The sequence below is a fragment of the Hypnocyclicus thermotrophus genome (genome assembly GCF_004365575.1).
Taxonomy (GTDB): Bacteria; Fusobacteriota; Fusobacteriia; order Fusobacteriales; family Fusobacteriaceae; genus Hypnocyclicus; species Hypnocyclicus thermotrophus.
On the sequence record NZ_SOBG01000006.1, the window covers coordinates 95,174 to 114,157 of the forward strand.

The following is an 18,984-nucleotide window of genomic DNA, read 5'->3' on the forward strand; positions in this document are numbered from 1 at the left end:
AAAAAAACAATTATGTTGTAATTTTAAGATTGGAGGATATACTATGAAAAGAGGAATAGGAATTCCAGAGGCACAAGGTTTATATTCACCGTTATATGAAAAAGACAATTGTGGTATAGGGCTTGTAGCTAACATTAAAGGAATAAAAAGTCATGATATTGTTAAAAACGGAATACGTGTTTTAGAAAAAATTGAACATAGAGGAGCTGTTGGTGCTGATCCAACTACTGGTGATGGTGCTGGTATTCTATTACAACTACCTCATAAATTTTTTACTAAAGTAATTGATAATCTTCCTGAATTTTCTGAATATGGAGTAGGAATGATATTTTTTCCTAAAAATAAAAACTCTAGAACTATGTGTAAAGAAACAATAGAAAATATAGTTAAAAATGAAGGCTTTGAAATTATTGCTTGGAGAGAAGTTCCCGTAAATACAAAAGAAGTTGGAAAAACTGCTGAACTAACAAGACCATATATAAAACAGTTATTTATAAAAAATAATGGAAGTAAAAATTTTGAATTGAAATTATATATTTTAAGAAAACAAATAGAAAACGCCGTAAAAGAATTAGAGATAGAAGAAAAAGAATATTTTTATATCCCTTCGATGTCTAGTAAAACTATTGTATACAAAGGACTTTTACTTGCAGATCAAGTCCATTCCTTCTATTTGGATTTGCAAGATAAAGATCTAGAAAGTGCTATTGCTTTAGTTCATCAAAGATACAGTACTAACACTTTCCCTTCGTGGGATTTAGCACAACCTTTTAGATATTTAGCCCATAATGGTGAAATAAATACAATAAAAGGTAATGTTAACTGGATGTTATCTAGAGAACCTGAATTATTTAATGATGTAATAGGTGAGGATATTAAAAAATTATTTCCTATTAATGATCCAATAAAAAGTGATTCTGCTAATTTAGATAATGCTCTTGAATTATTAATAGCTTCTGGAAAGTCTTTATTAGATGCTGCTAGTATATTAGTACCTATGGCTTGGGAAAATAACCCAGATATATCTGAAGATTTAAAAGCTTATTTCGAATATTATTCTGGTCTTGTAGAACCTTGGGATGGTCCTGCTGCTTTAGCTATGACAGATGGTAGATATATATTAGGAAAACTTGATAGAAATGGCTTAAGACCCGCTAGATACATTATAACGCATGACGATACTATTATCTTAGCTTCTGAAGCTGGTACATTAGAAATTGAACCAAAAAATATTAAATCAAGTAATAGATTACAACCTGGCAAAGTTTTGCTTATAGATACTGAAAATGGAAAAATATTTGATGAGAATGAAATAGAAAACCTTCTTACAAAATCTAAACCATTTAAAAAATGGCTTGAAAGAAAAAAATCAATAGATGAACTACCTATGCCAAAATTAAAAAATGATTACAATAAAAATGAAATAATTAAAAAATTTAGAGCATTTGGTTATACTAGAGAAGAATTAAAAGAAGTTATTGCAAATATGGCTAAAAATTCTAAAGAGCCAATTGGTTCTATGGGAAATGATGCTGCTCTTGCTGTACTTTCAAATAAATCAAAAAATATATTTGCTTACTTTAAACAATTATTTGCTCAAGTAACTAATCCCCCTATTGACCCAATAAGAGAAGAAATTGTAATGTCTCTTACTACTAATATAGGTATTCATGGTAATATACTTATTGATAAAGAAGAAAATTGCGATTTAATAAAATTAGATACACCTATTTTAAGCAACATTCAATTAGCTAAAATTGAAAACTTGGATTCTGCTGAAATTATTGATATATGCTTTGATAAAAATCTATCTTTAGAAGAAGGTTTAAATAATTTATTTGAAAATACTAAAAAAATAATTAAATCTGGTAAAAAAATTCTTATTTTATCTGATAAAAATATTTCCAAAGATAAAATAGCTATTCCAGTATTATTAGCTACCGCTGGATTGCATCATTATTTAATACAAAATCATCTAAGAAATGGTATAGATTTAATTATTGAAACTGGAGAAGCTAGAGAGGTAATGCATTTTGCTTTACTTATCGGATATGGTGCTCTTGCTATTAATCCATATTTAGCATTAGACAGTATTAAATATTTATGTGAAACTAAACAATATTTAACTAACTCAAACATTGATAAAAAACAAGAAAAATATATAAAAGCTATTGGCAAAGGTTTATTAAAAATAATGTCAAAAATGGGTATTTCTACAATCCAAAGTTATAGAGGGGCTCAAATTTTTGAAGCACTTGGACTAAAAAATGAATTCATTAATAAATACTTTAAAGGAACACCTTCGAGAATAGAAGGAGTTGGAATTGATGTAATAGAAAAAGAAACACGAATAAGACATGACTATGCATTTGATAATTTTTTAGATAAAGATGATTTATTAGTTAATGAAGGTGAATATAAATGGAGAAAAAAAGGTGAAAAACATCTATTCTCTCCAGAAGCTGTAGCTACATTACAGTATTCTACTAGAATCGGAAATTATGAAGAATACAAAAAATATTCTAAGATTATAAATGAGCAAAGTGAGGCATTAGCAACTATTAGAGGTTTATTTAAATTAAAAAAATCTACTCCTATTTCAATTGAAGAGGTAGAACCTGTTGAAAATATTATGAAACGATTTGTTACAGGAGCAATGTCATTTGGTTCAATCTCAAGAGAAGCTCATGAAGCTCTAGCTATTGCAATGAATACTATTGGAGGAAAATCTAACTCTGGAGAAGGAGGCGAAGATCCTGCTAGATTTTTAGATAATCGAAGAAGTGCTATAAAACAAATAGCTTCTGGTAGATTTGGTGTTACTACTCATTATCTTGTAAATGCAGATGAACTTCAAATTAAAATGGCTCAAGGAGCTAAACCTGGAGAAGGAGGGCATCTTCCTGGACATAAAGTAAGTGAAGAAATTGCAAGTGTTAGACACACTTCGCCCGGAATAGATTTAATCTCTCCTCCTCCACATCATGACATATACTCAATTGAAGATTTAGCACAATTAATATTCGACCTTAAAAATGTAAATCCTCAAGCAAGAGTAAGTGTAAAATTAGTTTCTGAAGTAGGGGTTGGTACTGTTGCTGCTGGTGTTTCAAAAGCACATGCAGATATGATACTTATTTCTGGATATGATGGTGGTACCGGTGCTGCTCCATTATCATCAATTAAACATGCTGGATTGCCTTGGGAACTTGGTCTTTCAGAAGCACATCAAGTACTTATCTTAAATAATTTAAGAGATAGAGTAAGAATACAAGCTGATGGGCAATTAAAAACAGGTAGAGATGTCGTAATTGCTGCTCTTCTTGGAGCTGAAGAATTTGGTTTTGCTACTGCTCCACTTGTAGTTCTTGGATGTGTTATGATGAGAAGTTGTCATACAAATACATGTCAAGTAGGGGTCGCTACTCAAGATCCTGTACTTAGAAAAAGATTTTTAGGAAGATCTGAATATGTAATTAATTTCTTTAGATTTATTGCTCAAGAAGTGAGAGAAATAATGGCTGAGCTTGGATTTAGAACACTTGACGAAATGATTGGTAGAACTGATTTAATTGAAATGAATGACGCTATTAATCATTGGAAAGCTAATGGTGTAGATATTAGCAAAATACTTTATAAACCACAAGTTGACTCCTCTATTGGTACTAAATGTTTAAGAAAACAAAATCATGGTATAGACAGTATTTTAGATAGAGAATTAATTAATCTTGCTAAACCAGCTCTTGAAAATGGCGAAAAAATTATAATAAACAAACCTATTATAAATATGAATAGAACAACTGGAACTATGCTTAGTGGTGAAGTTGCTAAAAAATATGGTTCTCAAGGATTACCTGATGATACAATCACTTTAAATTTTAAAGGTGTTGCTGGTCAAAGTTTTGCAGTATTTGGAATGAAGGGTATTACTTATAATCTAGAAGGTCAAGGTAATGACTATATTGGTAAAGGATTATTCGGAGCAAAAGTTATTATAAAAGCTCCTAAAGAAGCTACTTTTAAACCTGAAGATAATATAATAGGAGGAAATACTATTTTATACGGTGCTATAAAAGGTGAAGCATACTTTAATGGTAGAGTTGGGGAAAGATTTTGCGTAAGAAACTCTGGTGCTTATGCAGTAGTAGAAGGAATTGGCGATCATGGATGTGAGTATATGACTGGTGGTAGAGCTGTTATTCTTGGTACTACTGGAAGAAACTTTGGTGCTGGTATGAGTGGTGGAATTGCATATGTATATGATATTGACGGAAAATTTGAATCAAGATTAAATAAAAATATGGTAATTATGGAAAAAGTAGATGATGAAACATCTATAAATGAGCTAAAATCTATGATTGAAAAACATTATCAATATACTAATAGTAATAGAGCAAAAGAAATTTTAGAAAATTGGGATCAATCTTTACAAAAATTTGTAAAAGTATTATCTCCAGAATATAAAGCTCTTCTATTAGAAGGGAAGGTGAAATAATAATGGGTAAATTAGGAGGATTTTTAGAATTTCCTAGAGAAGAAGCACAAAAAAGACCTATTGAAGAAAGAATAAAAGATTTTAAAGAATTATATAAACCATTTACAGATGAATATTTAGTTAAACAAGCTGCTAGATGTATGGATTGTGGTATTCCTTTTTGCCACTTTTCATGTCCCGTAGGAAACATATGCCCTGAATGGAATGATTTTGCACACAAAGGTGAATGGGAAAAAGCTCTTACTATTCTTCATAGTACAAACAACTTCCCTGAATTTACTGGAAGAGTTTGTCCAGCACCATGCGAAGGTGGATGTGTTTTAGGAATTAATGATAAACCTGTTACAATAAAAAATATCGAACTAAATATTGTAGAAAAAGGTTGGGAAAATGGATGGATTAAACCTATGCCACCTAAAAATAGAACTAATAAAAAAGTAGCTGTTATTGGAAGTGGTCCTGCTGGACTCGCAGCTGCTCAGCAACTTAATAGAGCTGGACACAATGTTACTGTATATGAAAGAGATAGTAAAGCTGGTGGAATATTAACTTATGGTATTCCTGATTATAAAATCGAAAAATATGTAGTTGAAAGAAGAGTTAATCAAATTATTGAAGAGGGTGTAAAGTTTATTTATAATACTAATGTTGGAGTAGATATTAGCGTAGACGAATTAGAAAAAGAATATGATGCTATACTACTTGCTGGTGGTTCCAAATTAGCTAGAGACCTTCCTGTATATGGAAGAGATTTAAAAGGTATTCATTATGCAATGGATTATCTTATCCAACAAAACAGATTAAATGCAGGAGAAACTATCCCAGAAAAAGAGCTAATAACCGCAAAAGATAAATCAGTAATAATAATTGGTGGTGGAGATACAGGAGCTGACTGTGTTGGAACCGCTATAAGACAAGGCGCTAAAACTATATATCAAATAGAACTTTTAAATAAGCCGCCCCTTGATAGACCTCAAGATAATCCTTGGCCAAATTTTCCACAAACATTAAAAATTAATACAGCTCATGAAGAAGCCGAAACATGTCTTGGAGGGAAATGTGAACTTGGAGAAATCAGACAATGGAATATATTAACAAAACAATTTACTGGTGATGAAAATAATAACGTAAAAGAATTCCATGCTGTTAGAGTAGAATGGATTACTGATGAAAATGGAAAAAAAGTTATGAAAGAAGTTCCTAATAGTGAATTTAAAGTCGAAGCAGACTTAGTTCTTTTGGCTATTGGTTTTGTTCATCCAGAACATGATGGTTTGATAAATAATTTAAAAATAGAGCTTGATAATCGTGGAAATGTAAAAGCAGATACAAAAAATTATCAAACTTCAAAAGAAAAAATATTTGCAGCTGGAGATATGAGAAGAGGTCAATCTCTTATTGTATGGGCTATAAATGAAGGAAGAGAAGCTGCTGAATCTATTAATAAATTTTTATCATCAAAATAAAAAAAGCTGTCAAATATTTGACAGCTTTTTTTTATTCTATATTAAAATATTTATATGGCTTCAAATAATTATTTTCAATTATTCCTATTCCCCAAAATTTATTATCAAAATATATTTTATAATAACCATTTTCCCCTTTATAACTTATTTTATTTCCATTTATAAGCATATTTTTTTTGATTTTTTCTTTTATTTCTATATTATTAAAATCAAAACTTTCTTCTACTCTAAGTAAAAAATCTATATTATTTTTTATAAAATTTCCCTCTATTTCTTCTATTGTAAAACTATTTTTAATATTATATTTTCCTACTTTAGTTCTTATTAGTGATGTCATTGTAGCAAAACATTCCAATTCTTCACCTATATCATAAATTAAACTCCTAATATATGTTCCTTTTGATACTTTACACTCTATTTTAGCTTTTTTAGCATCAAACTCTAATAACTTTATATAATCTATTTTTATTTTTCTAGCTTTTCTTTCTATCTCTTTTCCTTCACGAGCTAACTCATATAATTTTTTACCATCTACTTTTATTGCTGAATACATTGGAGGTATTTGTTTTATTTCACCTTCAAATTTTTTTAATATATTTATTAATTTTTCTTTTGAAATAATAAAATTTTCTGTTTTTTCTATTATATTTCCAGTAACATCATAAGTGTCTGTTTTATAGCCAAATTCAAATTCTGCTATATATGTTTTTGATTTTGCCTCAATCAAACTTGCTAGTTTAGTAACTTTCCCAACACAAATTACTAAAACTCCTTCTGCTAAAGGATCTAAAGTACCTGTATGTCCTATTCTTCTTTCTTTTAATATTTTTCTTAATTTTCTTATAACATCAAATGAAGTGATCCCTTTGGGTTTATTTATATTTATTATTCCTTCTAGTTTCATGATATCTCCTTTTTTTTAATTACTGTTATATATTCTAACAAAACTTTTTAAAAAAAACAATTATATTTATTGAAATATATATGTATTTTATATTATAATGTATTATAAGGTCAAATAAAATGGGGGATAATATGAAGCTTGATAATTTATTTAAAAAAGAATTTGACATTATTGAAAATAATAAAAAATTTTTAGAAGATTTTTTTAAAAATAATAATAACATTTCAAAAGAAGAAATTTCTAATTCCTATAACCAATTATTAAAGGATTATCAAAAATTATTAAAACAAACATTAAAGCTTACTGCACTTGGTGATAAATTTCAAAAAATATCTCTTATTTCTGAAAAAGAAGTTCAATTATTATTAGATAACTCTAAACAAGGTTTTTTATTTATAGATAAAAATTTTATTATTCAAAAAAAAATTAGTAAAGAATCTTTAAGAATTTTTAATAAAAATTCTATTACTGGATTAAATATCCTAGATTTATTATCATTTAAGTCAGAACACGCTAAAGAAACATATATAAATACATTAAACTCACTGTTTACATCTCATCCTATAAAAAAAAGAGTTTACTTATCTCTTTTAGAAAATAATTTTATTATAAATAAAAAACATATTACAATCGACTATGAATTAACTAAAATTTTAAGTGACAATACTGAAGTAGAATTATTAGTATTTATTTTAACTGATATTACTGAACAAATAAAATTTAGAAGAAGAATCCAAAATGAAAAAAGAACTATTTTAATGTTAACTAGTGCTATCTCAAATAGTATTGAATTAAAAAACAATATAAATGATTATATAAATTTTTATCATCAAATTTTACCAGAAATAATTTCTTCTTATTCTTTTGAAGAAAGTTGTAGTAAAATATTTATTGAAATCCATAATTTTAAAGCTTTATTTTCTCAATTTTATATGTTTAATACTGTCAAAAAATTACATCACTTTGAATCAAAGCTTAGTTATTTTATGGAACATAAACTTAAATTTGATATTTTCCCACTAATAAAAAATATTAATCATTCAAAACTTTTTCAAAAAGATAAATCTATTATTGAGTTTTATCTTGGAAAGAATTTCTTTAATGAAAATAAATATATTGAAATTTCAGAAGAACGAATTGATTTACTTATAAACGCAGTAAGTAAATACTGTCCTTCTGATAATATAAAAAAAGAAGTTTATTCTTTAAAATATATTTCACTACATAAACATTTTAATAATTTAAAAACTTTCACATATAACAGTTGTAAATCAAACCATAAATTTATATCATCATTTAAAATAGAAGGTAATGATATTATGCTTTCTCCTAAATATTATAAAAATTTTTTAAAAACTCTTATACATTTATTTAGAAATATTGCAGAACACGCTATTGAATCTCCTGAAAAAAGAGATCTATTAAAAAAAACTAAAGGTGGAAATATTAATATAAAAACTATAAAAAATAAAAATTTATTTTCTATAATAATTACTGATGATGGTAAAGGTATTGATAAAAAAATGTTATTAAAAAAACTTAATTCTCTTTCAAATGGAGAATTTTTAAAGAAAAAATATTCTAAAAATATTTTAGAGGTTATTTTTGAGCCTTCTTTTTCTACTAATAGAACTATAAATTATTCTGCTGGCAGAGGAGTGGGAATAACAAAAGTTAAAGAAGAAATAATCAAATTAAACGGATCTATAAAAGTAGAATCTATTATAAATAAAGGTACACGATTTATAATCACTTTACCATATCTTGAATAAATTGAGGGATTTCATGAAAAAAATTATTAAAAACTATTCACTTTCTACTAAATTAATATTTTTTTTAAATATATTAATTATGGTGTCTTTTTTATTATTTGTTATTCTTAATTTTTTTTACTTTAAACCTAGGATTAATAAACTATCAAAAGATAATGAAAAAATATTATTACTCCTTGAATTTAAAACAGAATCAAATATCAATTATATATTTGACAATATGATTTTTGATAATAACAACTATTTAAAATTTAAAAATAAATTAATTTTTGAAAAAAACAAAAGATTATTAAATATTTCAAACGATTTTACTGAAACATATTCAAATATAAAACTTAAAAAAGAAGAATTTTTTAAGTTTTATTATTTAACAGTATTTTCTCTTTTTATGAGCTTCTTTATTTTTATTTTTATTCTTTATAATTATATAAATAGAAATATTTTTTTTAATATAAAAAAAATTATTAACGATTATAATTATAATGGTAACTTAAAAAATGAAATTATTATTATTGAAGAAATAATTAACTCATATAAAAAAGAAATTGATAATTTTAATTATAAAATTAAGAAACTCGAAAAACAAATTGAATTTTATAACCAAGATTTAGATCTTAGGATTGAAGAAACTGCTCTATCTTTATTAAAAAACAATGAAAAATTAAATACTAATTATAAATTTATAGATTCTTTGCGATATGCTAAAAAAATACAGCTTTCTATTTTCCCAGAAAAAAATTTACTTAATAAATATTTTTCTTCATATTTTTCTATTTGGAAGCCTTTAGAAATAGTTAGTGGTGATTTTTATTATGCAAAAGAAGTTAATAACATTCTTTACTTTGCTCTTATAGATTGTACTGGGCATGGTATCCCTGGTGCTTTTTTATCAATTAAAGTATATCAATTTTTAGAAAATATATTATCTAATCCATATAATGAAGATACTGGGCAAATATTAACTATATTACATAAAAAACTTCGTAATATTCTCAATAAACATGAAAGCAACTTAACTGATGATGGATTAGAAATTGCTATCTTTAAATATAATCCTATAATCAATAAGTTAATATTTTCTAATACAAAAATACCCATGTATTTATTAGATAATCAAAATAATGTTATTGAAATTTACCAAAAACAACCTAGTCTAGGATATTTAAAAACACCTTATAATTTTAATTATTCTAGTCAATTTATTGACCTTGAGGAAATTAAATCAATTTATCTTACTACTGATGGGATTATAAAACAACCTAATAAAAATAATAACAAAAGATTTTCAAAAAAAAGATTTAAAGAATTAATAAAAAAATATTCTCTTTATTCAATGCATAATCAAAAAAATCATTTCTTATCTTATTTTAATAATTTTTTTGATGAACAAAGAGATGATATTACAATAATAGGAATTGACTTAAAAAAGGGGGAATAAAAAATGGAAGATTTATTTATTAGAGCTACTAAATATAGCCCTGAAATTCATTTTAACATTAGCAAATCAAAATTAATCATAAAAGGAGAGTCTTATCCAGAAAATTCATTTGAATTTTATACACCTCTTTTTACAGCTATTAAAAATTATTTTTCAGATACTTCAAACAACCAATTATCACTTGAAATCTATCTTACATATTTAAATACAAGTAGTTCAAAATGTATTATGAATATTTTTGATATTTTAGAATTATATCATAAAAAAAATAATAAAGATATTTCGTTAATATGGTTTTATGATGAAGACAACGAAGAAATTGTTGAAATTATAGAAGAATTTAAAGAAGATGTTAGCTATAATTTTGAAATAAAAAAATTAGAAGAATAAAAGCTCTAGAAAAATCTAGAGCCTTTTTTTATATTAATGTCCTGTCACTATAAAATTTAATAATGACAATAATGCTATTATCCACATTGTAGGTTTTATTTTGTTAATATCTCCTGCAGCTACTGTTACTATAACATAAGAAATAAAACCTAAACTTATTCCTGTACTAATTGAATAAGTTAAAGGCATTGTTACTATTGTAATAAATGATGGTACTGCTACTTCAAAATCTTTTAAATCAATATTTTTTACATTTTTAAACATATATACTCCAACTACAACAAGTGCTGGAGATGTTGCAAATACTGGTACTATCCCAATAATTGGTGTAAATATTAATGCTAATAAAAACAATAACCCTGTTACTACAGAAGCTAGTCCTGTTCTTGCTCCAGCTGCTATTCCTGATGACGACTCTACATATGTAGTTGTTGTACTTGTACCTAGTAATGACCCTACTACTGTAGCTATTGCATCCGCTTCTAATATTTTCCCTATTTTATCTATTGTCCCATCTTCTTTTACAAGTTCTGCTTCATGAGCACAAGCCATAATTGTACCAACTGAATCAAATAAATCTACAAACATAAATGAAAATATCGCTCCAAGCATACTTATTTGTAATGCTCCTTTTATATCAAGTTTAAATACTATTGGTGAAATAGCCGGTGGCATAGATATAATCGCAGTAGGTAATTCTACTTGTTTCATCATTATCCCTAAAATTGTTGTTGCTAAAATTCCTATTAATAATGATCCTCTTATATTTTTTATTTCAAGTACAGTAATTATTACAAGACCTGTCAGTCCTAAAATTAATGGTGTTGTTATTTTTCCTAATTTTACAAGTGTTACTGGATCACCAACTATTAATCCCATCCCTTTTAATCCTATAAAAGTAATGAAAAGTCCTATTCCTGCTGATACAGCAAGTCTTAAAGAGATTGGTATTGCATTTACTATTTTTTCTCTTATTCCAATAATTGTAAGCAATAAAAATACTATTCCTGATAAAAATACTACTCCTAACGCTTGTTGCCAACTAGCCCCGTTTCCTATTACTAATGTATATGTAAAAAATGCATTAAGTCCCATTCCTGGTGCCATAGCAAATGGTACATTTACCCATAACCCAGCAATAATTGTTCCTATAAAGGACGCTAAACAAGTCACTGTTATTAATGCTCCTCTATCCATCCCTGTAGCACTTAAAATGTTAGGATTTACAAATATAATATACGCCATAGTAATAAATGTAGTAAATCCTCCTATTACTTCTCTTTTAATTGATGAATGATGTTCCTTAATTCTGAAAAAATTCATTAAAAAATTTTCCATCTCTACCTCCTATTTTTATATTAAAAAAACCTAGTTAATATATAACACTTAAAAACTCATTTCTAAGTGAAATACACCAACTAGGTTTTTCCACTCATAGTAGGCTATTTACGGTAGCCTGTAGAGACTTCTGACCTTATTACAGAATTATATGAGTTATCTTATTATTTATTTTACGACAAATTATATCATTAATTTTATTTTTTTTCAACACTTCTTACCATATATATTATAAATGTTTAATATTTTTATTATTAATGTATTTTTTAAAATAATTTGGTATATCTGTTTGAATGTCTATTTTATCAAATGATATACTATAAGAATTTAAATACATATATTTATCATTTATCCCACCATATTTTTTATCACCTATAATAGAATGTCCAATATTTTGCATTTGTACTCTTATTTGATGTTTTCTTCCTGTTAGAATTTCTGCTTCAAGTAAAGTAAAACTATTATAGCGTTCTATCACTCTATATTTTGTTATAGCTATTTTCCCATTATCATCTACTACTACTTTATCGCCATTGTTTAATAATTTATTTTTTATTTCAAATCTATTTTTATTTATATTTCCTTTAACTAGTAAATAATATTTTTTACTTATATTTCTTTCTCTTATAATTTCTGTTAATTCTCTAATTTTAGGAAGTGTTTTTCCACCAAGTATAAGCCCAGACGTATCCTTATCTATCCTATTAACAAATGAAAAATTTTTATTTTTCAAATAACTTTTTAATTTTTCACTAATTCCAACTTCATATCCACTTCCTTTATGCATTACTTCTTTTGGATTTTTAAAAAATATTAATATCTCCTCATCTTCATAAATTATTCTATTTTTTATATCTTGTTTCTCTTTTTCATTAAGTTTATAATATTTATATTCCTCATTTTCATAAATAAAATATAAAGATAATTCATCTCCTATATTTAATCTGTAATTTTGTTTTACTTTTTTATTATTTACTTTTATCTTACCACTTCTCAAAAATTTAAATATATCTCCTAATTTTAATTTTGGATAATTTTTTCTAATATATTTATCAATCCTACTATTTTCATATTGTTCATTTATTATTATTTTTATCATTTTTATTTCCTCTCTTTAATATAAAAATAGCAAGAAATCCTTGCTATTTTGAACCATATATTTTTATACTTTGAACTATTCCTAATATCATTGCTGTAAATAAAAGTGAACTTCCTCCATAACTCATAAGTAAAAGGGGTAATCCTGTAACAGGCATTATTCCTATTACCATTCCTATATTTACTATGCTATGAAAAAAAATTATCCCCGCTATTCCATATGCTACTAAACTTCCATATTTATCTTCACTTTTATTTCCTATTTTTATAATTGAAAATACTAAAAAAAGATATAATATTACTAAAAATCCGGACCCTACAAATCCTAATTCTTCACTAAGTACTGCAAATATAAAGTCAGTATGTGATTCTGGAAGAAATTTTAATTTGTTTTGAGTCCCTTGAAATAATCCTTTTCCAAATACTCCTCCGGAACCTACGGCTATCATTGATTGAATTACATTCCATCCACTTCCTAAAATATCAGCTTCTGGATTTAAAAAAGTTAATATTCTTTTCTTTTGATATTCTTTTAAAAAGAAAAAATATCCAATTGGAATAGATACAATACCTAAAAATATCAAACTAATATATGTTTTTAAATCTATATTATTTAAAAATATAAGCTCCATATATAAAAATACTAAAACTAACGAAGTCCCTAAATCTGGTTGTTTTACAATTAATAAAAATATTGGAATTAGATGTATACTTGAAATAAAAACACTTTTTAGCCCATAAAAATTTTTGTTATAACCATTTACTAAATGTTCTGAAAAAGTTAATATGAAAAATATTTTCGCAAATTCTGAAGGCTGAATATTTATAGGTCCTAGCTTTATCCATCTTGTTGCCCCTAATATTTTACTTCCAAATATATATATAGATAACAAAAATAAAATATTAAATATATATATAAGTTTTGCATTTTTAGAATAAATTCTATAGTCTATAAGAGAAAAAACTAAAAATACAACTATTGACATAATTCCAAATATTATTTCTTTTATAATAAACGTATCTGTTTTAACTCTTGTAGCACTATAAATTGTCATCAATCCAAAAGAAAAAATTATTATTATATTAATAATAAACACATAATCTAATTTTTTTAATCTTTTATTTAACTTAGAAATAGTTCTACTATTAGTCTTCATCAAAAATATTTCCTTTTCTTTTTACTTTTTTTACTGGTATTGTAATAGAAAGACCTATATTTTTCTCTCTTTCTCTTTGGACACTACATTCCAGTCCACTTTCTTCAATAATTAAATATTTCTGAAATACTTTTATCATATCTTTTTTCAAGTCTTCCATTACTTCCTGACTAATACTTGCTCTATCTTGAGTAATTACAACTTTTAATCTATTACTTGCTATACTAGCACTATTTTTATTTTTTTTAAATATACTTAACATCACCCAACATCTCCCTATCCTCGAAATATATTTAATACACGATCCATAAATTTGATTTTTTCAACATTTAAAAATTCTACTTCATCTCCGAGTAACCTTTTAATTATATTTCTGTAAGCTTTAGCTGCTTTAGTTTCTTCATCTTTAATTACAGCTTCTCCTCTATTTGTAGAAATTATAACAGCTTCATCATCTGGAATAAGTCCAAGTAAATCAACCTCTAATGTATCTTTTATCTCTTCTACATTTATCATTTCACCTTTTCTAACCATTTCTGGTCTAATTCTGTTAATGATAAGTTTAAGATTTAATTTTTCATATGAATCCAAAAGTCCTATTATTCTATCAGCATCTCTTATAGCTGAAAGCTCAGGATTTGTTATTATAATTATTTCATCAGCTCCAACTACAGCATTTCTAAATCCTTGCTCAATTCCGGCAGGTGAATCAATTAAAATAAAGTCAAATTCTTTTGCTAACTCTTCAGTGATTTTTGCCATATCCTTGGGTGACACTGCTGTTTTATCTTTTGTTTGTGATGCTGGCAAAAGTTGTAACTTTGATTTTAACTTTTTATCTTTTATAAGTGCTTGTTTTAATGTAGCTCTACCTTCTACTACATCTACTATATCATATACTATTCTATTTTCTAACCCCATTACTAAATCTAGATTTCTAAGACCTATATCAGCATCAATTACAGCTACATTATATCCTTCAAGTGCTAATCCTGTACTTATATTACATACTGTGGTAGTTTTACCTACCCCTCCCTTTCCAGATGTAACTGCTATTACTCTCCCCATTTAACTTCCTCCTTTTATTATTTTCCAGTGTGTCCAAATCCACCACTGTTTCTTTTAGATTCTTCTAAGGCTTCTACTATCTTAAATTCTGCTTTATATACTTTTTGTAATACAAGTTGTGCTATTCTTTCTTGTGGATTAATTATATATTCATCATTACTTAAATTTATTAATATGATTTTTATTTCTCCTCTGTAATCAGAATCTATGGTTCCAGGAGTATTAAGCATTGTTATTCCATGTTTTATAGCTAACCCACTTCTAGGCCTTACTTGTATTTCATATCCATATGGAATCTCAAGATACAATCCTGTAGGAATAAGAGCTCTTTCTAATGGTTTTAATGTTATAGGAACACTATTATTAGAGTAAACATCCATTCCTGCAGCGCCTTCTGTCATATATTTTGGTAGTTTTATATTTTCATTTTCTTTTTTTAATTTTATTATTACTTTATTCATTTATATCACCAAGTATTGTAACTGAATAATATTTTTCATCAAAAATTTTATTTGCATATTTTTTTACTCTTTCTAAATCAATAGCATTTATCTTATTTTTTATTTCCTCTAAAGGAATTATTTTATTATATGTTATATATGAAGAGGCTAATCTTGACATTCTAGCTCTTGTTGTTTCTAATCCTAAAATAAGCGAACTTAAAACTTGATTTTTAGCTTTAACAAGTTCTTTTTCTGTGATTCCATTTTCTTTTATATCCTTCCATTCTTCGTATATCATATCTATTACTTCATTATAATTTTCTTTTGTCGTTCCTGCATAAACAGAAAAAGCCCCACCTTCATAAAATACAGTGTTAAATGTATATACTGAATATGCAAGTCCTTTTTCTTCTCTAATCTTTTGAAAAAGCCTAGAACTCATATTTCCTCCAAGAATAATTGAAAGTATAGAACCTACATATCTATTTTCACTTGTATACGAACTGCCCAAAGTATTAACACATAAATGTACTTGACTTATCTCTTTTTTTAATATATTTTTTACTGCATTTAATTTAAATTCTTTTTTTTCTATTCTATCTTTTTTTATAGTATTAAAGTTTTTAAAGTATAAGTTAAAGGTTTTTAAAACTTCTTCTTCACTCAAGTTTCCTACAACTACAATTGCAATATTATCACTTGTGTATCTTGTTCTATAATAATCTAATATCTTCTCTTTTGTAAGCGCATTAATACTCTCTTCTGTTCCTAAAATATTTTTACCATAGTTCCCATTAAATATATATTCATTATTAATATCATGTATCTTTTCTTCTGGTATATCTTCATACATTCTTATTTCTTCAATAACTACTTTTTTTTCTTTTTCAATATTTTTCTCTGTAAAAGTAGAATTTAAAAATATATCACTTAATACATCTGCAGCAATTTCAAAATGTTCTGATAATCCCGTTATATAAAATGTTGTTGTATCTTTTGATGTATAGGCATTCATTTTCCCACCTATATTATCTATTTCTTCAGATATATCTTTTGCACTTCTTTTTTCCGTTCCTTTAAATAACATATGCTCTATAAAATGCGAAATCCCACTTTCATTTTCTTTTTCGTCTATTGCTCCAGTTTTTACATATATTCCCATTGAAAAAGAATTAATATGTGTTATTTTTTCATATAATAAAGGTGTTCCATTATCTAAATGAAGTATTTTACCCATTAAGTCCTCCTAATATTCTGCTTTATTTAAAAAATATATTCCAATTACTAAAAATAATAAGTTTGGTATCCAAGCTCCTACAAAACTATTTATTTTACCACCAATTGATAAAGCTTCTAACGTTGCTTGAATTACATAATAACTATAGCCTAGAAAAATACTAAGTGCTAAACTAATTGCTGATGCACCTCTTACAAATCTACTTCCTAAAGATAAGCCCAAAAAACTAACAACAAAAGTTGCAAATGGATAAGCTATTCTTTTATTTAACTCTACCAATAATTTACTGACATCTCCACCTGTTCTTTTAATAAAATTTGCACTATCTCTTAAATCATTTAATTTAGCTTCTCTTAATATTATCTTATCCCTTAAAAAATCTTGTGGTTTTTCTTTTATTATATCATATATCCTTTCATTAAAAAAGATAGTTTCATTATTTTCTAAATCATTCTCAACAACTTCTTTTAATATCCAATTATTTTTTTTTATATCAAAATATCCTTTTTTAGATACTATTATTTTTTTTATTTTTTTTAATTCATCATCAAATAAAACTAATTCCATATTATCAATAGTGTTTTTTTCGCCATTTATTATCCTTATATAATAAAGATAATTACCTTCTCCTTTTAAAAAAACATCTGCTTTTATTTGAGAAATTTTAAGATTGTTATATACTTTTTCATATCTTAATTCTCTAGATTTTTTATTAGATATTGGTACAACATTATTATAAAACCAAAACGCTCCAAAAGATAATGTAAAAGTAAATATTAACGGATATCTTACTATTCTAAAAAAACTTATTCCTGAAGTTTTTAATGCTGTAATTTCAAGCGTTGTTGCCATTTTGTTAACAGTTATAAGCCCACCTAATAATATAGAGAGTGGTAATACTGTCATTATCATATCTGGAGTTATTGATAATGTATATATTAATGCCTCGCTATATGTCATTTCACCTTGAGTAACATACCCTATAATTCTAAATATTTGACTAAGAATAAAAATTACATTAAACCCAATCAAACTCATAATCCAATTTTTTATAAAATTTTTCAATATGTATATATCAATTTTTTTTAGCATCTATCTACTCCTAGCTTTTTTTACATATAAAAACATTGTAAGTAATAAAAGTAAAATATTAGGAATAATCATCGCAATACTTGGTGCAATATTTCCTTTTTGCGATATCATATAAAAAATATTAATAAGAGTTATATATATAAAAATTATTAATATACTTATTCCAAAACTTGCACCTTTCCCAGTTCTATTATTATTTACAGATAATATTACTCCAAGTACTGATAATATCAAAATCGAACTAGGAGTATATAACTTTTTATACATTTCAAGCTCGTATTTAATTGTTTTTTTATTTTGTTTTTTTAAATTATTAATTTTTTTTAAAAGATCACTAATACTCATGTTTTCGGGTTTTTCTATTGTTGTATTAAAATCTCCAAAAAAAGTATTAATTGGAACTTCTTGTTTTTCAAATTTTCCTTTTAAAGATATTTTCCCATCACTGCTCACTTTATAAAAGGTTGCATTTTTTAAATACATTTTAGAATTTTCCCATTTTGCTTTTTTTGCCAAAATTACTTGTGGATAAATAGTATCTATTTCTTTTTTAAATATAACCAAACTATCTGCAACTGTTCCTTCTGGTTCTAAATGATTTATATAAACATTATAATCATTTATTCCAGTAACAAATATTTTTTCTTCTAACTGCACCGAAGGTTTTGTATAAGCAATTTTTCTAGATATCTTTATAAGTTTTTCACCAGAACGCGGTATTACACTCTGATATAAAAAATATACAAAACACATAATAATAAAAGATAAAGTAAATGTCGGTCTTATTATTTTTTTTAAACTAATTCCAATTGATTCCATTGCTATTATTTCACTTGTTGTTGATAAAGAACTAAACGTTATCATTATACCTAAAAAAACGCCCATAGGTATAGTTTCTGCAAAAATAGGTGGTAACGTATAAGATAAAAGTTCCAGTACATCTAGTACTGGCACACTTTTAACTAATATATTTTCCATCATGCTTACTAAAATATCTATTAAAAAAATAAAAGTAAACAAACTGATTCCAAAAATGATTGGTAATGTAAGCTCTTTATATATGTATTTATTAATTAGCTTCATTTT

At 25.8% G+C, this 18,984-nt stretch carries 15 protein-coding genes and 1 riboswitch; of the genes, 5 read left to right on the forward strand and 10 right to left on the reverse strand.

Annotated features, from left to right (window positions below):
• The first annotated feature begins 43 nt into the window (after positions 1-43).
• A complete protein-coding gene (gltB, locus tag EV215_RS07590) occupies positions 44-4,495 on the forward strand; it encodes a glutamate synthase large subunit (protein ID WP_134113404.1) in 4,452 nt (1,483 codons plus the stop codon).
• A 2-nt stretch (positions 4,496-4,497) separates the two neighbouring features.
• On the forward strand, positions 4,498-5,961 hold the full coding sequence (locus EV215_RS07595) for a glutamate synthase subunit beta (RefSeq protein ID WP_134113405.1): 1,464 nt from the start codon (positions 4,498-4,500) through the stop codon (positions 5,959-5,961).
• A 31-nt stretch (positions 5,962-5,992) separates the two neighbouring features.
• Here EV215_RS07595 and truB read toward each other — a convergent pair whose 3' ends face one another.
• Entirely contained in the window at positions 5,993-6,865 is an 873-nt protein-coding gene (gene truB, locus EV215_RS07600; RefSeq protein WP_134113406.1) for a tRNA pseudouridine(55) synthase TruB, read from the reverse strand.
• Positions 6,866-6,996: 131 nt separating this feature from the next.
• On the opposite strand from truB, the gene EV215_RS07605 reads away from it, so the two are divergent.
• The 3 genes from EV215_RS07605 to EV215_RS07615 are packed head-to-tail and all read left to right on the forward strand — an operon-like array spanning position 6,997 to position 10,465.
• Complete coding sequence (locus EV215_RS07605) at positions 6,997-8,637, forward strand: ATP-binding protein (RefSeq protein WP_166667376.1); 1,641 nt, start codon at positions 6,997-6,999, stop codon at positions 8,635-8,637.
• A gap of 13 nt (positions 8,638-8,650) precedes the next feature.
• Positions 8,651-10,075 (forward strand): PP2C family protein-serine/threonine phosphatase, encoded by a 1,425-nt coding sequence (locus EV215_RS07610; RefSeq protein WP_134113408.1) that lies wholly within the window; start codon positions 8,651-8,653, stop codon positions 10,073-10,075.
• A 3-nt stretch (positions 10,076-10,078) separates the two neighbouring features.
• Positions 10,079-10,465 (forward strand): DUF1987 domain-containing protein, encoded by a 387-nt coding sequence (locus EV215_RS07615; RefSeq protein ID WP_134113409.1) that lies wholly within the window; start codon positions 10,079-10,081, stop codon positions 10,463-10,465.
• A 33-nt stretch (positions 10,466-10,498) separates the two neighbouring features.
• Here the strand turns inward: EV215_RS07615 and EV215_RS07620 are convergent, their stop codons facing one another.
• From EV215_RS07620 to EV215_RS07660, 9 genes are all read right to left on the reverse strand, one after another.
• Entirely contained in the window at positions 10,499-11,803 is a 1,305-nt protein-coding gene (locus EV215_RS07620) for an NCS2 family permease (RefSeq protein WP_134113410.1), read from the reverse strand.
• Between the two features lie 77 nt (positions 11,804-11,880).
• Positions 11,881-11,978: riboswitch (purine riboswitch) on the reverse strand.
• Positions 11,979-12,032: 54 nt separating this feature from the next.
• Positions 12,033-12,902 (reverse strand): RluA family pseudouridine synthase, encoded by an 870-nt coding sequence (locus EV215_RS07625; protein WP_134113411.1) that lies wholly within the window; start codon positions 12,900-12,902, stop codon positions 12,033-12,035.
• 43 nt (positions 12,903-12,945) lie between these two features.
• The gene (gene rodA / locus EV215_RS07630) at positions 12,946-14,058 is read right to left on the reverse strand and encodes a rod shape-determining protein RodA (protein WP_134113412.1); all 1,113 of its coding nucleotides are present in this window, start codon (positions 14,056-14,058) and stop codon (positions 12,946-12,948) included.
• The gene (gene minE / locus EV215_RS07635) at positions 14,048-14,320 is read right to left on the reverse strand and encodes a cell division topological specificity factor MinE (RefSeq protein WP_134113413.1); all 273 of its coding nucleotides are present in this window, start codon (positions 14,318-14,320) and stop codon (positions 14,048-14,050) included. The genes rodA and minE overlap by 11 nt, the downstream gene beginning before the upstream one ends.
• A 14-nt stretch (positions 14,321-14,334) precedes the next feature.
• Positions 14,335-15,126 (reverse strand): septum site-determining protein MinD, encoded by a 792-nt coding sequence (gene minD, locus EV215_RS07640; RefSeq protein WP_134113414.1) that lies wholly within the window; start codon positions 15,124-15,126, stop codon positions 14,335-14,337.
• 17 nt (positions 15,127-15,143) lie between these two features.
• Complete coding sequence (gene dut, locus EV215_RS07645) at positions 15,144-15,587, reverse strand: dUTP diphosphatase (protein ID WP_134113415.1); 444 nt, start codon at positions 15,585-15,587, stop codon at positions 15,144-15,146.
• Entirely contained in the window at positions 15,580-16,806 is a 1,227-nt protein-coding gene (locus EV215_RS07650; RefSeq protein WP_134113416.1) for a M16 family metallopeptidase, read from the reverse strand. Before EV215_RS07650 ends, dut begins: the two co-directional genes overlap by 8 nt.
• A 9-nt stretch (positions 16,807-16,815) precedes the next feature.
• Positions 16,816-17,898, reverse strand: coding sequence for an LptF/LptG family permease (locus EV215_RS07655; RefSeq protein ID WP_134113417.1), 1,083 nt, complete (start codon positions 17,896-17,898; stop codon positions 16,816-16,818).
• Positions 17,899-18,981: an LptF/LptG family permease gene (locus EV215_RS07660; RefSeq protein WP_134113418.1), complete on the reverse strand. Its 1,083-nt coding sequence runs from the start codon at positions 18,979-18,981 to the stop codon at positions 17,899-17,901.
• Positions 18,982-18,984: the final 3 nt, after the last annotated feature.